The 17,048-nt window shown below is 36.9% G+C and carries 19 protein-coding genes, 1 tRNA gene and 1 other RNA gene; 16 read left to right on the forward strand and 5 right to left on the reverse strand.

From position 1 onward, the window contains the following. Positions 1-25 precede the first annotated feature (25 nt). On the reverse strand, positions 26-214 hold the full coding sequence (gene rpmB, locus H7T93_RS03635; RefSeq protein ID WP_002885786.1) for a 50S ribosomal protein L28: 189 nt from the start codon (positions 212-214) through the stop codon (positions 26-28). Positions 215-383: 169 nt separating this feature from the next. On the opposite strand from rpmB, the gene H7T93_RS03640 reads away from it, so the two are divergent. The 3 genes from H7T93_RS03640 (at position 384) to H7T93_RS03650 (ending at position 2,007) form a co-directional block, all read left to right on the forward strand. Then, positions 384-1,652: a replication-associated recombination protein A gene (locus H7T93_RS03640; protein ID WP_073686023.1), complete on the forward strand. Its 1,269-nt coding sequence runs from the start codon at positions 384-386 to the stop codon at positions 1,650-1,652. A gap of 86 nt (positions 1,653-1,738) precedes the next feature. Then, a non-coding RNA gene (gene ssrS, locus H7T93_RS03645) (6S RNA) lies at positions 1,739-1,934 on the forward strand. After that, positions 1,935-2,007 (forward strand) — tRNA-Lys (locus H7T93_RS03650). Between the two features lie 86 nt (positions 2,008-2,093). On the opposite strand, the gene H7T93_RS03655 is transcribed toward H7T93_RS03650, so the two are convergent. The 4 genes from H7T93_RS03655 to H7T93_RS10030 are packed head-to-tail and all read right to left on the reverse strand — an operon-like array spanning position 2,094 to position 4,640. Then, on the reverse strand, positions 2,094-3,233 hold the full coding sequence (locus H7T93_RS03655; protein ID WP_175057851.1) for a site-specific integrase: 1,140 nt from the start codon (positions 3,231-3,233) through the stop codon (positions 2,094-2,096). 1 nt (position 3,234) lies between these two features. Then, positions 3,235-3,423, reverse strand: coding sequence for a DUF3173 domain-containing protein (locus H7T93_RS03660; RefSeq protein WP_000369785.1), 189 nt, complete (start codon positions 3,421-3,423; stop codon positions 3,235-3,237). Positions 3,424-3,434: 11 nt separating this feature from the next. Beyond that, positions 3,435-4,412 (reverse strand): replication initiation protein, encoded by a 978-nt coding sequence (locus tag H7T93_RS03665; protein WP_181670798.1) that lies wholly within the window; start codon positions 4,410-4,412, stop codon positions 3,435-3,437. 45 nt (positions 4,413-4,457) lie between these two features. After that, positions 4,458-4,640, reverse strand: coding sequence for a hypothetical protein (locus H7T93_RS10030; protein WP_003009863.1), 183 nt, complete (start codon positions 4,638-4,640; stop codon positions 4,458-4,460). Positions 4,641-4,850: 210 nt separating this feature from the next. On the opposite strand from H7T93_RS10030, the gene H7T93_RS03670 reads away from it, so the two are divergent. The 13 genes from H7T93_RS03670 to rplC all read left to right on the forward strand — a co-directional run bounded on the left by H7T93_RS03670 (position 4,851) and on the right by rplC (position 17,044). Continuing rightward, positions 4,851-5,363, forward strand: a complete 513-nt coding sequence (locus tag H7T93_RS03670) for a helix-turn-helix domain-containing protein (RefSeq protein WP_002919839.1) — start codon at positions 4,851-4,853, stop codon at positions 5,361-5,363. Between the two features lie 223 nt (positions 5,364-5,586). Continuing rightward, the gene (locus H7T93_RS03675; RefSeq protein WP_175057849.1) at positions 5,587-6,102 is read left to right on the forward strand and encodes a DUF308 domain-containing protein; all 516 of its coding nucleotides are present in this window, start codon (positions 5,587-5,589) and stop codon (positions 6,100-6,102) included. Between the two features lie 686 nt (positions 6,103-6,788). Beyond that, on the forward strand, positions 6,789-7,394 hold the full coding sequence (locus H7T93_RS03680; protein ID WP_175057848.1) for a DUF1269 domain-containing protein: 606 nt from the start codon (positions 6,789-6,791) through the stop codon (positions 7,392-7,394). 28 nt (positions 7,395-7,422) lie between these two features. Continuing rightward, the gene (locus tag H7T93_RS03685; protein ID WP_071788307.1) at positions 7,423-7,839 is read left to right on the forward strand and encodes a helix-turn-helix domain-containing protein; all 417 of its coding nucleotides are present in this window, start codon (positions 7,423-7,425) and stop codon (positions 7,837-7,839) included. 214 nt (positions 7,840-8,053) lie between these two features. After that, complete coding sequence (locus tag H7T93_RS03690; protein WP_021152654.1) at positions 8,054-9,199, forward strand: low temperature requirement protein A; 1,146 nt, start codon at positions 8,054-8,056, stop codon at positions 9,197-9,199. A gap of 498 nt (positions 9,200-9,697) precedes the next feature. Beyond that, entirely contained in the window at positions 9,698-10,204 is a 507-nt protein-coding gene (locus tag H7T93_RS03695; protein ID WP_049528623.1) for a DNA topology modulation protein, read from the forward strand. Positions 10,205-10,439: 235 nt separating this feature from the next. Beyond that, positions 10,440-11,732 carry an adenylosuccinate synthase gene (locus H7T93_RS03700; protein ID WP_014632520.1) on the forward strand — a complete coding sequence of 431 codons (1,293 nt, stop codon included), beginning with the start codon at positions 10,440-10,442 and terminating at the stop codon, positions 11,730-11,732. Between the two features lie 275 nt (positions 11,733-12,007). Next, positions 12,008-12,442: a low molecular weight protein-tyrosine-phosphatase gene (locus tag H7T93_RS03705; protein ID WP_014635146.1), complete on the forward strand. Its 435-nt coding sequence runs from the start codon at positions 12,008-12,010 to the stop codon at positions 12,440-12,442. Beyond that, complete coding sequence (locus H7T93_RS03710; RefSeq protein WP_014635145.1) at positions 12,439-12,849, forward strand: membrane protein; 411 nt, start codon at positions 12,439-12,441, stop codon at positions 12,847-12,849. The genes H7T93_RS03705 and H7T93_RS03710 overlap by 4 nt, the downstream gene beginning before the upstream one ends. Beyond that, complete coding sequence (locus H7T93_RS03715; RefSeq protein ID WP_014635144.1) at positions 12,846-14,669, forward strand: acyltransferase family protein; 1,824 nt, start codon at positions 12,846-12,848, stop codon at positions 14,667-14,669. The genes H7T93_RS03710 and H7T93_RS03715 overlap by 4 nt, the downstream gene beginning before the upstream one ends. Before the next feature lie 80 nt (positions 14,670-14,749). Next, entirely contained in the window at positions 14,750-15,751 is a 1,002-nt protein-coding gene (gene ruvB / locus H7T93_RS03720; RefSeq protein ID WP_014635143.1) for a Holliday junction branch migration DNA helicase RuvB, read from the forward strand. A gap of 243 nt (positions 15,752-15,994) precedes the next feature. Beyond that, positions 15,995-16,303: a 30S ribosomal protein S10 gene (rpsJ, locus tag H7T93_RS03725; RefSeq protein WP_002885653.1), complete on the forward strand. Its 309-nt coding sequence runs from the start codon at positions 15,995-15,997 to the stop codon at positions 16,301-16,303. A 114-nt stretch (positions 16,304-16,417) separates the two neighbouring features. Further along, entirely contained in the window at positions 16,418-17,044 is a 627-nt protein-coding gene (rplC, locus tag H7T93_RS03730) for a 50S ribosomal protein L3 (RefSeq protein WP_002885755.1), read from the forward strand. The last annotated feature ends 4 nt before the right edge of the window (positions 17,045-17,048 follow it).

Below are 17,048 nucleotides of genomic sequence, written 5' to 3' on the forward strand. Positions count from 1 at the left end.
TCATCTCTCTTAATATCCAATAAGATTAAACGCGTTCAACTTTACCAGATTTAAGCGCACGAGCTGAAGCCCAAACTTTTTTAGGTTTACCATCAACAAGGATAGTAACTTTTTGAAGGTTAGGTTTAACGGCACGTTTAGTTTTGTTCATAGCGTGTGAACGGTTGTTTCCAGAAACAGTTTTACGTCCTGTAAAGTAACATACTTTAGCCATTTCGTGTTTTCCTCCTAGGTAGAATTTATTACGGATGTGCTAGCACCACATACCAAAACATTCTATCATAAGAATTTAGGTTTGACAAGAACTATTTATGATTTCTTTTTGTAACAAAATAGTATATGCTTATTATAATAAGAAAAAATCAGTTAAAAAAGGAGAGAAGATGCCAGATAATCTTGCTCTACGCATGCGTCCACGTACAATTTCAGAGGTGATTGGTCAGAAGCATCTGGTTGGTGAAGGTAAAATTATTCGCCGTATGGTAGAAGCGAATATGCTATCGTCAATGATTCTCTACGGGCCACCAGGAATCGGGAAGACCTCAATAGCTAGTGCTATTGCAGGAACAACAAAATTTGCTTTTAGAACCTTTAATGCTACAGTTGATAGCAAGAAACGCCTGCAGGAAATTGCGGAAGAGGCTAAATTTTCAGGTGGCTTAGTTCTGCTCCTAGATGAGATTCATCGTTTAGATAAAGCTAAACAAGACTTTTTATTACCACTCTTAGAGAATGGTAATATTATCATGATTGGGGCTACAACGGAGAATCCGTTTTTTTCTGTAACACCAGCCATCCGTAGTCGTGTACAAATATTTGAGTTGGAACCACTCTCTAACGAGGATATTAAGGAAGCTATCCTAAGTGTTTTAGAGGCCAAGGAGCGTGGTTTTGACTTTGATGTCCAGTTAGATGATGATGCTCTAGATTTTATTGCTACAGCTACTAATGGTGATCTACGTTCGGCTTATAATTCGTTGGATCTAGCTGTCATGTCGACGCCAGCTTCAGAAGATGGGCTTCGCCATATTACTTTAGATACAGTGGAAAATAGTTTACAACGTAGCTATATCACCATGGATAAAGACGGTGATGGACACTATGATGTGCTCTCTGCTTTGCAAAAATCTATTCGAGGCTCTGATGTTAATGCCAGTCTTCATTATGCAGCGCGTTTGGTTGAAGCAGGAGATCTCCCTAGTCTAGCGCGGCGTTTGACTGTGATTGCATACGAGGATATTGGTTTAGCTAATCCTGATGCGCAAGTTCACACGGTTACAGCTTTGGAAGCTGCACAGAAAGTAGGTTTCCCAGAGGCGCGTATTTTGATTGCCAATGTAGTTGTTGACTTAGCTTTATCTCCTAAGTCGAATTCGGCTTATATGGCTATGGATGCTGCCTTGGCAGACCTTAGAAAATCAGGGAATTTACCTATTCCTCGTCATTTGAGAGATGGACACTATGCTGGAAGCAAGGAACTGGGCAATGCACAAGATTACAAGTATCCCCATGCTTATCCTGAAAAGTGGGTCAAGCAACAATACCTTCCAGATAAATTAAGAGGTGTAAATTATTTCCAACCCAATGAAACCGGGAAATATGAAAGAGCTCTTGGAGCTAATAAAGAACGGATTGATAAGTTATCTAGGTAATACGAGAGGAATCAACGAAAACGATTGCAAAAAAATTGTTTTTTCCTCTTGCAATAATTTTCAAAAGTGGTATTATAAAAACATAGAAATTGCTGTGGTATACGAATCCACATATAAGTGTTGACCGACTAATTTTTGTATTATCGGGAGACAGAGGTCTATTAACAGTGTGCAGGCTGGCTCACCCAGAAGCAACTGAAGTTAGTAGCGAGTCGCCCACCTGCTTTTTTACGTCGCGGGTTCAATACAAACCGTGGATCATCGGTACCAATACAGCATCCAGCCTCCTTAGCTCAGTTGGTAGAGCAGTGGACTCTTAATCCATGGGTCACAGGTTCGAGCCCTGTAGGGGGCATCAAACTTCAACAGTAAAAGCCTTGATAACCAAGGCTTTTTTGCTTGTCTTAAGAGCATTTGCCCCATCGTTTGCCCCACATTTTTTTATGAGCAATCTTTCCAGATATCTCTGATTTGATTAAATTCCTCAAAAATTTTCTCTTCTAAAGTGTGTCCATATACTTCTACCAACATTGAAATATCTCTATGCCCTAGAATTTTTGCAATAACTCCAAGGTCAAAACCTTTGTGCCAGAGGTAGCTTCCATAGGTGTGACGTGCTCCTTTTGTCGTGATAATTGGATAAATGTCCAACTCATTTAAGAGAACACTCAAAGCTTTATTGACGCTTGCAATATCTGGAACTGAATGAATATATCCAAAATGTTGAAAGATCATTCGATATCGATTTTTGATTCCTAACTCCATGTTTGATCTTTCTTGCTCCGTTTGTAAAAGGCGCAAAATTTTGATACACTCTTCGTCTATCGGAACCATCCGAATAGACGTTTTATTTTTTGGTGGAACAAACTTATGAGAGAGAGTATTATACCTCCTGTATGTTTTTAACAATCCTCTGTCAAAATCAACCTCATTCCAAGTTAACGCTACTAACTCTCCAAACCTCATGCCTGTTTTTAATAGAAAATAGACGATATAAGGAACAATTGAACGTTGGTAATCGAATTTTCTCTTTACTGCTAAAAGTAAATCCAGATAGTCCTTTTCTGTATGTAAATATTTCTCTTCTGTCATCTGTTGTTCTTTGGATGAAAACAACTCGACATGTTGTGTAAAATCATCTATTAGAACTTTGTCAGCAATTGCCATTTGGATGCTCTGATGAATTCCAGTATTCAATCTACCAAGAAAATTTCTACCAACTGTTTGTCCATACTTATTCATAATTCTTTGGTATTCACTCGCACGAATTTGAGTGACTTTTTTATTTCCAAATAATCTTTCAATTGTGTTTTTACGGAGAAGATATTTTTTCTTTGTCTCTTCCGACCTACTACTCGGTAGAATTTTTAGTTCAAGCCATTCTTGATATAGATCGACAAGAGAAATATCTCTAGAAATTCTTTTCCCTAAACGAAGTTCTTGCAGAATCGGTTCAGCTTCTGACTCTGCAAGTTTTTTTGTTTTAAAACCGCTATTATGAGCAACAGTTTTTCCTTCGTTACGAATTTCATAGGTCCATAAGTTACTATCTCCTCGCTTTCGATAACGAACACTTGCCATATTACGCCACCTCTGTTCCTAGAATCTCATTTACAACACTTTTTGGAACAACCATCAAACGTTTGCGATTATAAAATGTATAGCCTCGTGATACAAGTAATTCTCTTGCCTGATGAATGATATCATTCGCTGTATGAGGGCGATAGCCCATTTCAATTAATTCTTTGTTACTAATTAAATTATTATCCATAGTTATCCTCCTTAATTATTTTCTAAATTCAGAAACTCGCCTACAAGTAGTTTTAATTCTGTATTTAATTTAGGGAGATTCTGTATTAATACTTCTTTTAATTCTTCCGCAAATTGGTTCGTTTCTTCTCTCAATAATTTGCGGACTCTTGTTTTTTTCTTTTTGATGCTGTCAGATTTTAAATTTGGAAAAGCTAATGATAACAGTTCAGGATTGTTGAGAAAGATAATTGTAAAGGCTCTTTGATCCACTCGAATATGATCTAGCTTATAAAATCCGAAATTATCAAGTCGATTCATAATATCTTGGACCATCTCCTCACCAATCGCTTTGGTTCTGAGTTGGAACTCTAGTCTCCACCAAAACGGATTCACATCCAAATCTAGCTTCTCTTCTCGCTTGTGAGCAATGATTTCTTTATTCTTATCATATAACCTAACTTGTACATTACTACCGCTAGAACCCCAATATTTCGTCTCTAATTCGCCCCCTCGACCATAGAAGACCTTATGTGTAACACCACCTTTAATATGTTGCAAATTAACGATTTCAGGCCTGTTGAAAATGTCAAATGCCAAATCAAAACGAGACAAACGTACCGTCAATGAATTCAATCTGGCAAAGTACATTAATTGCCTCCATACTTTCATTCCATCAAATTCTTTTAAAGTATTAGGATTGAAATCAATTCGAATCAATTGTTCACCTCCATAAGTGGATAATTGAAAAAATATAATATTGATCGAATCATACTCATTAAAAACTTTAGCTAAAGTAAAGACATCATCTCGAACATTATCATATATTTCAAATGAGTCAACTCTTGTACTTATTGCCTGTTTCAGATTTTTGAAAATTCGTCTTAGGGAACCAGTGTCTGTATCCCAGATAACCGTTAATCTATCAATACTGACATCTAGTCGCTGTACTAATTCTCCTACATCACATCGTTCTTGAATGCTTCTTAAATCTTGTATAGAAACCAACAAAATCGTCCCCCCTTCTTTTAGATTTTTTAGTCCTCAGAAACACCGTCAAATCAACGTTTGCTCGTTCCGTCGTTCTTTGGGCGTTGCCCTAAGTGTACCTTTTTGCTGGCTGTTAGAATAGCCAGCTTTTGCTTGGCTAGAAATTGTCTGGACGGCAGTCTGCAGGACTTCGCCTGACTTCCCGTCAGGCTCGTCCCTTGTCCTTGTCCACACAATTTCTAGCTCCAAGGCTTCGAATAGTCATAAGTCATAGTCTCGTCCTCAACTTCCTCCTCACTCACCAATCCTAAACTTACGAGCTATTTTTTGTATTGTTTATAACTTATTTATAAGTTATAAATATATTTTATAAAAAATATTTTAAACAGTCAACTAAAAACTTGATTTGTAAGTTTATGGGTGATAAAATAAGTTTAAAATACAACATAGGAGTTTATCATGACCTTTATTATTCAAAATTTTGGACCCAATTTGGCACGATTGCGCATAGAAAAAGGAGTAAGCCAAACTCAACTAGCTGAAGATTTAGGAATCGGTAAACAGTCCATCTCTGATTACGAAAAACAAAAAAGCTATCCTACCTTTGCAAATTTGGATAAGATAGCGGAATATTTTAATGCAACTCCAACCCAACTCTTTGGAACGAGTAAAGAGATTGAGTTAGAAAAGAGTGTTCTTGAATCTAATGAATACTCTGATAAAGTAAGTGAGATTTTAAAAGCTGTCAAATACATCGAAGATTTTCTAGAAACTGATGGACAGTACTTAGAGGATTTACTTTACTTAACAAGAGGCAACCAACTATACACAGAAGATGGAGATGAGTTGTATATTGATCCAACTTCTCAGAAAAGAACACTTCATAACCAATATGAACCTGGTTTTATTGTAGCAAGGGATAAATCTCCACTAGAACTCTTAATTGAAAATAAGGAATTGTTTGATAAATAGAAAAAGCGAGGATAACCTCGCTTCAGATTGAAGTTAAAATCTTTAGAAGACACTTTTATAAGGACTTTGTCTTCAATCTGTGAAAAGGAGTGAAAACTCCTTTTCTTTTTGTAAGTCAGACTGAAACTTCCAAATTGTTTATTTATTTTATTGACATTTTCTATAAAAATAAGTACAATAGTTTTATTAGAAAACTATATTATACTATATAGGGGGTATTGAAATGAAATTTTCTAATCGTTTACTGCTATTCCTTGCAGGAGTTGTTTTTGTCCTTTTAGGACTTTTCCTATTTACAAACCCCGTAGCTAGTCTTGTTGCTTACAGCTGGTGGATTGCATTTGGTTTACTGGTTTCTTCTATAGCAGCTATTTTAGGCTATTTCTCTGCACCAAAAGAGCTTCGCTCACCTGTTTATCTTTTCCAAGGATTTGTTAGTCTTCTCTTAGCTCTTTACCTCGTTGCTTATGGCTTTTTGACCCTGCCGGTCGTCATTCCGACCATTGTAGGAATTTGGTTAATTGTAGAAGCCATTATTGCTTTCTTTAAAGGCAATCGTCTAGGATTGATTTTCCCTATTATTGGTAGCAATATCATGTGGGTAGCCTTGCTTGAATTTTTACTAGGTCTAGTGATTCTGTTCAATCCAGTGGCTACAGGTGTCTTTGTCGTTTATGTCATTGCCTTTGCATTTTTAGTTACTGGCTTCACCTACATTATTGAGGTCTTTCGTAAATAGTCTAGTTGCTATTTCTATCGCATTCAAAAAAGCTGGGAAATCATATTCTCAGCTTTTTTGTCTCTTTAATTATCACTTTTTCGCATTCCATTCTGCGTAGAATTGCTCCAAGTATTCTTCCAAAAAGTGATGGCATAGTGCTCTAGCATTCGATAAGTTGCAATAATAACCGGTCGAGAACGGGGCATCGACTCAATCATACCGAAAATAAAAGAGCGAATGTTATCTGCAAAAAGAAAGCTTAGATTCTTTGCGATTTCAACAAAAAAAGCACTGTTTGTACTGACCCCAAAAAGTTAGACAAGTAATTTAAGTGAAGGATTTAGTTCTGTATTTCACAGGACTAATGTAAGTGGCTCATTTGGACTATCCTCCTGTTTTGTTTTGTCACTTACAGTATAGTCTTTTTAGGCTTTTCTTGTATTTTGAGTTTAACTAATGCATGTTCTTAAAATTTCCTAAGTCTACCAACAGCTCTATCCAAATCTTTTTTTAATCAAAATTTTAAAGTTATCTAATTTATAGAATATAAGTTTTGTAATAAAACCTCAATCTCTTTGTAAAATATTGTATATTACATAAAAGATTATTGTATGCTATAATTCACCTTGTGTAGCAGTATTTTGTACTACTAAATATAGGAGATTTTATTCTATCTCTATAAAGTAATAAAGGAGTGTAAGCCCATGGAAAATGTTGTTGTCTCAATTTTTGATATTGAAAGTGAAGCCTTTCAGGCCTTTTCAGAATTAAAACAGTTTGGTCAAACTGAAAATACAAATTTAGCTCAGGCTTCAATTGTAAAAGCTGAAAATGGTGTTGTTAACGTCAAAGATAGCTTTGATTTGATGGATTCCCTAGGAGATGATTATTTCGAAGGCGGATTAATTGGTAGTTTAATCGGAATTTTAGGTGGACCACTAGGTGTTCTCTTTGGTTTTGCTGCTGGTGGAGCAATTGGCGCCTCCGTTGGTTCAGACAAAGAATTGGCCAATTCGGTATTAATTACAACCGTTAGTAATAAGTTGACAAATGGCGAAGTAGCTATTATTGCACTTGTACAAGAAAATGATGAATCTGTTTTAAATTCTATTTTTGAAAAGTATCAGGTTCACATTGCTAGGTGGGATGTCGCTACTGTTGCGGCAGAAATAGAGTCAGCTCTCAAAATTCAAGAAGATTTAGAGCATCAAGCTAAAGCTCGCTTAATTGCGGATAAAAAAGAAGCTCGTCGTGAAAAATTTGATAAATTGAAAGCTAATATTAAAGAGAAATTTTCGAAAAAAAATTAACAGACTGAAGAGACTGAGGTAATTAGGAATCGGTAAACAGTCCATCTCTGATTACGAAAAACAAAAAAGCTATCCTACCTTTGCAAATTTGGATAAGATAGCGGAATATTTTAATGCAACTCCAACCCAACTCTTTGGAACGAGTAAAGAGATTGAGTTAGAAAAGAGTGTTCTTGAATCTAATGAATACTCTGATAAAGTAAGTGAAATCTTAAAAGCTGTCAAATACATCGAGCATTTCCTACATACTGATGGACAGTACTTAGAGGATTTACTTTACCTAACAAGAGGCAACCAACTATACACAGAAGATGGAAAAGAGTTGTATATTGATCCAACTTCTCAGAAAAGAACACTTCATACCCAATATGAACCTGGTTTTATTGAAGCAAGAGATAAATCTCCACTAGAGCTCTTAATTGAAAATAAGGAGCTATTAGATTAAATAAAAAAAGCGAGGATATCCTCGCTTTTCTATTGTAAAATCTTATTCTTCATTATCAATCATCAAACACTCTGCCTGTGAGTTGGTACATGAGGTAAATGTGCTCCAAGGTTTTGACAATTCGCGTCACATGAAGTTATTTAAGCATCTCCTTTTCTCTCATTACCATTTTCTGTTATAATAAATTGTACTTCTAGAATAGAAAGGTCTTAAGATGGCAACTCTTATTAAGCATAAACGTGTAGAATTTTCAGAACTATTTTATGACCTAGTGTTTGTTTTTGCAATTTCAAAAGCAACTGCTTTAATTCACCCTATTCATAACGGTGTTTTGGCTTGGGACTCTTTACTTGATTTCTTCATCTCTGTCATGGTTATCATCAATTCCTGGATGATTCAAACCATTTATACCAATCGCTATGGAACAAACTCGTTATTTAACATGGTAATCATGTTTATCAACATGGGACTTATGCTCTTTATATCCAATATGATTGGATACAATTGGCAACAATGGTACTATCATACCTGTTGGGCTGTTGGCACATTAACCCTTACCTTATTTTTTCAATATTTGGTTCAGTTTTTTAGAGGATCAACCGATAGTGCTGATCGGGAAAGTATCAAAGGTTTTCTATGGTTGACAGGTCTACAAAGCTTAGGAGTCTATCTGGCAGCTCTTTTTCCTATTTACGTTGGAGTCTATATCTTTATTGCTAGTATTCTGCTAACATTTATTGTGCCAATTTTCTTGATTACTAAAGATGAGCATTTCCAAGTAAATCTTCCCCATTTAATCGAGCGCGTCTCCCTTCTTGTCATTATTACGTTTGGAGAGATGGTTATTGGGCTAGTTAACTTCTTTACAGTTGAGAATTTCTCGATATATTCGGTTCTTAATTTCGTTATCATGCTTTCTCTGTTCTTGTTTTATTTTGGTGAATTTGACCATGCTATTGACGAAGGATCCAATCAAAAGGGATTATTTATAATTTATAGTCACTATCCTATTTTCATTGGGCTTATGTTGATGACAGTTTCGATGGGTTTTCTTCTGAATCCTGAGGCTAATCTTCTCGTTGCAATCAGCTTCTTTTATATCGGAATTGGCCTCTTCCAAGCTGCTGTCCTAGCAAATGGGCCCTATAACAAAAACTATCTTCGCTATTCGAGAAGTTACTACTGTGCTCAAGCGACACTCTATCTGGCTGCCTTGATTCTCTCTTTGGTTTTCGCTTCGAATCCTACAATAGTGCTGAGTATTGCAACCATCTTCGCTCTAGCTATAGCCATTCATTTTATTTATTTTTATGTGACACAGAATAAAAAATATTCCAAATCTAACTGGGGGTTCTTTTAATGAGTTTATAACATAAAAAAGCTTTGGGAACCAAGGCTTTTTTTTCATTAATTTGTTTTTCCATTTTATCCTCCGATTTGAACTCGCACTGACATTTATTTATAACAACACTATATATCTAGTATGGCATAATCATTAGGTATTATAGATTTTCAAACCAAATGTGAGTCATTCGTTTTTGCCCCACTTTTGCCCCATTTTTAAATCCTGACATTGAAAACACCTAAAAGTATTTCCCTAAAATCAGCTATATTTCAACATTTTTGTTTATTTTCAATATGAAAAGTTCTTACAAATTCATGTAGGGGGTATCTTAATATCGGAAAGAGACTTGCTTATAAGTCTCTTTTTTATTTTTCTAAGAAAGAACTCATTTTAAACAGAACTTTACATGCTTGTTTGTCTAAACGAGAGTTGTTCCCAATGATAATTTCTTCTAAATATATGCTTTGTGTTATGATAATAGTCAAGAAACAGAAATGAAAAAGGAGACATGAGTTGAAAATTGCAATCATTGGCTATAGTGGTTCTGGAAAGTCGACTTTGGCAAATTTTTTAGGTCAACACTACAATTGTGAGGTACTTCATTTAGATAAAATTCATTTCACATCAAATTGGCAAGAGCGAACAGTTGATGAAATGACCGGCAATATATCAACATTTATGCTACAAAGTGATTGGATTATTGAAGGGAATTACTCGGCCTGTCTTTATGAAGAACGTATGAGAGAAGCTGACTGTATTGTCTATTTCAACTTTAACAGAGTTAATTGCCTCTATCGGGCATTTAGGCGTTATTTAACATATAGGGGAAAGACACGTCCTAGCATGGCAGAAGGCTGTAATGAAAAATTTGATTTTGCATTTGTGAAATGGATTTTATTAGACGGACGTTCTAAAAAATATGTAGAGCGATATAATGCAGTTGTTAAAAATTATTCTGACAAGACAATTATTTTAAAGAATCAAAGGCAGTTAAATGATTATATGAAGCAGGTTAAATAGCTGATAGTTATACATAAGAAGCAAGGTTAAAAAGATATAGTAAATAACTAGTTGCAATCTTAGCTATAACTGTCAGAATATTTTGTAAGAAGTGCTTTCAACGTTGAACAAATAGACTTTTTTCTGCTATAATAAACTGTAACGCAAAACTTGTGGGTGAAATTCCCACCGTGAAGTTTTTCAAGAAAGGTGGGGACAGCCTCGTAAAGGTGGAGCTGTCCGTTATCAAAATAATATGACATCAGTAGTTGTTGTGGGTACCCAGTGGGGTGATGAAGGTAAAGGGAAAATTACAGATTTCCTAAGTCAAGATGCCGAAGTGATCGCACGTTATCAAGGTGGAGACAATGCAGGTCACACGATTGTTATCGATGGTAAGAAATTTAAATTGCACTTGATTCCATCAGGTATTTTCTTCCCAGAGAAAATCTCTGTTATCGGGAACGGTGTAGTGGTCAATCCTAAATCACTTGTCAAAGAGTTGGAATATCTTCATGCAGAAGGTGTGTCAACAGAGAGCCTTCGTATTTCTGACCGCGCACACGTTATTTTGCCGTACCATATTAAACTTGATCAACTGCAAGAAGCCGCCAAAGGTGACAATAAGATTGGTACAACTAACAAAGGTATTGGTCCTGCCTATATGGATAAGGCTGCGCGTGTAGGTATCCGTATTGCAGACCTTTTGGACAAAGAAATTTTTGCTGATCGTTTGAAAACGAACTTAGCTGAGAAAAACCGTCTTTTCAGTAAGATGTATGAAGCTGAAGAATTATCATTCGATGAGATTTTTGAAGAATACTACGCTTACGGACAACAAATTAAGCAATATGTCACAGATACATCCGTTATCTTGAATGATGCTCTTGATGCAGGTAAACGTGTCCTCTTTGAAGGAGCTCAAGGGGTTATGCTTGATATTGACCAAGGTACTTACCCATTTGTAACGTCATCAAACCCAGTTGCGGGTGGTGTTACAATCGGTTCTGGTGTTGGTCCATCTAAAATTAATAAGGTAGTTGGTGTATGTAAGGCCTATACGAGTCGTGTTGGTGATGGTCCTTTCCCAACTGAGTTATTTGATGAAGTGGGTGAACGCATCCGTGAAGTTGGTCATGAATATGGAACAACAACTGGACGTCCACGTCGTGTAGGATGGTTTGACTCAGTGGTGATGCGCCATAGCCGTCGTGTATCAGGTATCACAAACCTCAGCTTGAACTGTATCGATGTTCTCTCAGGTCTTGACACTGTAAAAATTTGTGTAGCTTATGACCTTGATGGTGAGCGTATTGATCACTACCCAGCTAGTCTTGAGCAACTGAAACGTTGCAAACCAATCTATGAAGAATTGCCAGGTTGGGAAGAAGACATCACAGGTTGCCGTAGTTTAGATGAGCTTCCTGAAAATGCTCGTAATTATGTTCGTCGTGTTGGTGAATTGGTAGGTGTACGTATCTCTACTTTCTCTGTAGGACCAGGACGTGAACAAACAAACATCCTTGAAAGTGTTTGGTCAAATATCTAAAGCCAACAAAAAGAGAATCTAGGAAACTAGGTTCTCTTTTCTCACGCCTTAAATATATAGATTAATAGGAATATTGCAACTGTTAAAAAAGGTTACTAATTTTTCGATATGATTAGGAAAGAAACCTTTCTATTTGATTAGTTTTTCGGTATAATATGGATTGATTAAATGAAAATTAATGAGAACCTACTTTCATGATTTAAAAGTGTGTTCATAATTTTGACGAAGAAAATAAGTGAGCAGATCTTTTAATAGTTTTGGGCAAGAGGTGAATAATGAATAAGATTGTATTTGTTTGTCTGGGGAATATTTGTCGTAGCCCAATGGCAGAATTTGTGATGAAAGAGCTGGACCAAGAAAAGTCTTTGCATATCGAAAGTCGCGCGACATCTTCATGGGAGCATGGAAATCCAGTTCATCAAGGAACCCAAAAGATTTTAAGGAAATATGCTATTTCTTTTGACTCTTCCAAGGGCTCACAACAGATTAGTCAGGCCGATTTTGAGTTCTTTGATTTAGTTGTGGGAATGGATGAGTCAAATGTTGAGGATCTTCTACAGATATCTGCAGGGCGTTATGACGATAAAATCAAGCTTTTCAGACCTGGTGGAGTTCCGGACCCATGGTATACAGGTGACTTTGAAGAAACATACAAATTGGTAACTGCAGGTTGTCGAGATTGGTTACAGTGGATTAAGGATAGACAATGAATTTTAAACAACTAAAGGATTTTGATTTTAAAAATATTGATATTGACCGAAATCAATTTGAGCGTATTACAGTAGGGGTTATTATTTTATGCGCCCTGTCCTTGTTTTTGGTGACTATAAAAACGCAACATTCTATCAAGATTGATGGGACTAAGATTGCCTATAAAGGTCAGATGCAGAACCATCGTTTGAATGGTCAAGGAACTTTGACCTATGATAATGGTGATACCTATACGGGAGAATTTAAGAATGGTTCCTTTAATGGTCAAGGAACCTTCAAATCTCATGAGGGTTGGATTTATCAAGGAGAGTTCAAGTCTGGTCAAGCCGATGGTCAAGGAAAATTGACTACTGAAAATAAGGTTACCTACAAAGGAAAATTTAAACAGGGGATTTTTAAAGGATGAGAATTAACTGGTTTTCTTATATTCGTGTGACAGGACTTCTTTTGGTTCTGATCTATCATTTCTTCCCAAGTATTCTTCCTGGGGGCTTCATCGGTGTTGATGTCTTCTTTACCTTCTCAGGGTATTTGATTACAGCGCTTTTGATTGATGAGGTATCTAGGACGCATCGCATTGATTACCTTGGTTTTATGCGACGACGCTTCTACCGGATAGTACCACCACTTGTGTTGATGGTTCTTATCTGCACCCCTTTGGCACTCTTGGTTCGAAATGATTTTATTGCAGGTATTGGACGTCAAATCACCTCTGTTATCGGTTTTGTAACTAACTATTATGAGATTTTGACCGGGGGAAATTATGAGAACCAGTTTAACCAGCATATTTACCTCCATACATGGAGTCTGGCTATTGAGGTTCACTATTATATTCTTTGGGGTGCCTTGCTTTGGTTCCTAGCTAAGCGTGTTAAACATCAAAATCAATTTAGAAGCCTAGTCTTTATGGTATCTCTTGCCTGCTTTATGGTGAGTTTTCTATCAATGTTTATTAGTGCTTTCTTTGTTGATAGTTTTTCTCGCTTATATTTCTCATCAATTACGCATGCCTATCCATTCTTCCTAGGTTCTCTCTTTGCGACACTTTCAGGTGTGTATGAAACGACCGCTAGGTTCAAGAAAAATATACGCCTTTGGACTCTGAAAAAGACAGTCCTTTATATGGTAGGAAGTTTTGCCTTGCTCGTATTGTTGGGCTTAGTTCTCCATTTTGAGGAACGCATTACCTATCTATTTGGTTTTGTTTTAGCTAGTTTGTTCACGGCTGTTATGATTTACTCTGCCCGTGTCCTCCATGAGAAATTGCCTGGAAAATCAGAGCCTGCTCTTATTAGTTATTTGGCAGAGATTAGCTATAGTGTCTATCTTTTTCACTGGCCGCTATATATTATCTTTAGTCAATTGACCAATAATATTATTGCAGTCATTCTGACAACGATTCTGTCAATTGTTTTCGCAACACTTTCCTACTATATAATAGAGCCATTTATTGCAGGAAGAAAGGCCAGTCTCTTTGGAATAGATTTAGACTTGACGCCGTACCGACATATTGTGCTTTATGTTTTTAGTGGTCTTACTTTAATTACAGTGCTTATTTCTCTCTTTGCGCCAGCTGTAGGGAACTTCGAGAAAGATTTAGAAGCTAATGGTTTGTCGCAAGCTCAGACTAAGATGAAATTAACGCGTACCAATGCGGAAAACAGTCAGGCTACTTCATTTGGTGTGAATAAGGGAGTGACAGTTTTAGGGGACTCCGTAGCTCTTAGATCAAAAGATCAGCTGGAATCAAGTATTGATAATGTCGCTATAGATGCAGTTGTCAGTCGTAACCTATCAACAATCAATGATTTGCTTAAAGATTACGCGGATAGTAATGCTCTTGCTAAGGATGTTGTCATTGCTGGTGGTGTTAATGAGATTGACGACTATAAAGGCGTTATTAATAAAATCATCAAGAATTTACCTAAGGGTCACCATATTATCTTTGTGACACCATATAATGGTAGTAAATCTGGTAATGAGGCCCAATCTTTGATTCAGTTACGTAAGTATGAGTTAGAGATGGCTAAGAAATACGACTTTGTGACGGTTGCTGACTGGTATCAAGTGGCTAAAGAAAATATTTCTATCTGGAATGGTACAGATGGGGTTCACTTTGGATCCGATAGCGACTCAATTAACCGTGGTGCTAAACTCTATACTAAGACAATTAAAGAAGCTATAGAGAAAGCTGATAAAGCACCAGTTAAGGGTGGTAAGAAATAATTAAAAGAGAAGGCAAGTCTTGTCTTCTTTTTTATGGACAAATTTTGACTGCATTTTTTGTTTTGTGCTAAAATAAGCCTATGACAAGAATATTAGATAATGATTTACTAGGAGATGAAGAGTATGTTGAGCGTACCCTTCGTCCTCAGTACTTTAAGGAATATATTGGTCAAGATAAGGTTAAAGACCAATTAAAGATTTTTATAGAGGCAGCTAAACTTCGTGATGAAGCACTAGATCATACTCTTTTGTTTGGTCCTCCAGGTTTGGGGAAAACAACCATGGCTTTTGTGATAGCTAATGAGATGGGCGTTAATTTAAAGCAGACGTCTGGGCCAGCAATTGAAAAGGCTGGTGATTTAGTTGCCATACTCAATGACTTGGAGCCAGGTGATATCTTATTTATTGATGAGATTCACCGGATGCCTATGGCAGTGGAAGAAGTTCTTTATAGTGCTATGGAAGATTACTACATTGATATCATGATTGGTGCAGGCGAAACAAGTCGTAGTGTCCATCTAGAGTTACCACCTTTCACATTAGTAGGTGCAACTACTCGAGCAGGTATGTTGTCAAATCCATTGAGGGCTCGCTTTGGGATTAATGGTCATATGGAATATTATGAGCTACCAGATTTGAAGGAAATTATTGAACGTACTTCAGAAATCTTTGACATGACTATAACACCTGAAGCTGCTCTAGAGCTAGCACGTCGTAGCCGTGGGACGCCTCGTATTGCTAACCGCCTACTTAAGCGCGTGAGAGACTATGCACAAATTATGGGTGATGGCATCATTGATGATAAGATTGCAGACAAGGCGTTGACTATGTTGGATGTGGACCATGAAGGACTAGATTATGTCGACCAAAAAATTCTCCGCACCATGATTGAAATGTATGGTGGGGGACCGGTTGGTCTAGGTACCTTGTCGGTGAATATTGCAGAAGAGCGAGAAACGGTAGAAGATATGTATGAACCCTACCTAATTCAAAAAGGATTCATTATGCGTACACGAACAGGTCGTGTTGCAACGGTTAAAGCCTATGAACATATGGGGTACGACTACACTCAAGAAAGTTGATAAAAAATCCATCGAAGATGGATTTTTTTGTTTAGGCAAAAAATAAAATAAAGAAAAAGAAAAAAACTAAAAAAATCCCTTGCAATGAGTAGGTTCTTTTGTTATTATATTATGGTGCTGTAAATACAGCGCTTAGCTATGATACAAGAGGTTGCGACACGCCTGGTTGCACTGCCACGCAATCCGTGTTGGTTTTCTTGAGGAGCTAGCCTATTATCTTAAATAGACGAAAGAGGAGAAAAAATGGCAAACAAAAAAATTCGTATCCGTTTGAAAGCTTACGAACACCGTACGCTTGATACAGCGGCTGAAAAAATCGTAGAAACTGCAACTCGCACAGGTGCGACAGTTGCTGGGCCAGTTCCACTTCCAACTGAACGTAGTCTCTACACAATTATTCGTGCGACTCACAAATATAAAGATTCTCGCGAACAATTTGAAATGCGTACACACAAACGTCTTATCGACATCATCAACCCAACTCAAAAAACAGTTGACGCTTTGATGAAACTTGATCTTCCAAGTGGTGTGAACGTAGAAATCAAACTTTAATTTAAAGCTTGATTCATTGAGCATAAAAAACGCTCGTTAAAAACTTTTTTGAGCATAAAAAACGCTCATAAAAAACTTTTTGAAAAAACAATAAAGTAAAGGAAATATTTTCTCATGACAAAAGGAATCTTAGGGAAAAAAGTGGGAATGACTCAAATCTTCACTGAAGCAGGTGAATTTATCCCTGTTACTGTCATCGAAGCTACTCCAAACGTTGTGCTTCAAGTTAAAACTGTTGAAACAGACGGTTACGAAGCAGTTCAAGTTGGTTTTGACGACAAACGCGAAGTATTGAGCAACAAACCTGCCAAAGGCCACGTAGCGAAAGCTAACACAGCTCCTAAGCGCTTCATTCGTGAATTCAAAAACATTGAAGGCTTGGAAGTTGGATCAGAAATCACTGTTGACACATTCGAAGCTGGAGATGTTGTTGACGTAACTGGTACTTCAAAAGGTAAAGGTTTCCAAGGTGTTATCAAACGCCACGGTCAATCACGCGGACCTATGGCTCACGGTTCTCGTTACCACCGTCGTCCAGGTTCAATGGGACCTGTTGCGCCTAACCGTGTTTTCAAAAACAAACACTTGGCAGGACGTATGGGTGGCAACCGTGTGACAATTCAAAACCTTGAAGTTGTACAAGTTATCCCAGAGAAAAACGTTATCCTTATCAAAGGTAACGTACCAGGTGCTAAGAAATCTCTTATCACTATCAAATCAGCAGTTAAAGCTGCTAAATAATAAG

Origin of the sequence: Streptococcus sp. 9.1 (assembly GCF_016648815.1) — a bacterium.
Taxonomy (GTDB): Bacteria; Bacillota; Bacilli; order Lactobacillales; family Streptococcaceae; genus Streptococcus; species Streptococcus salivarius_E.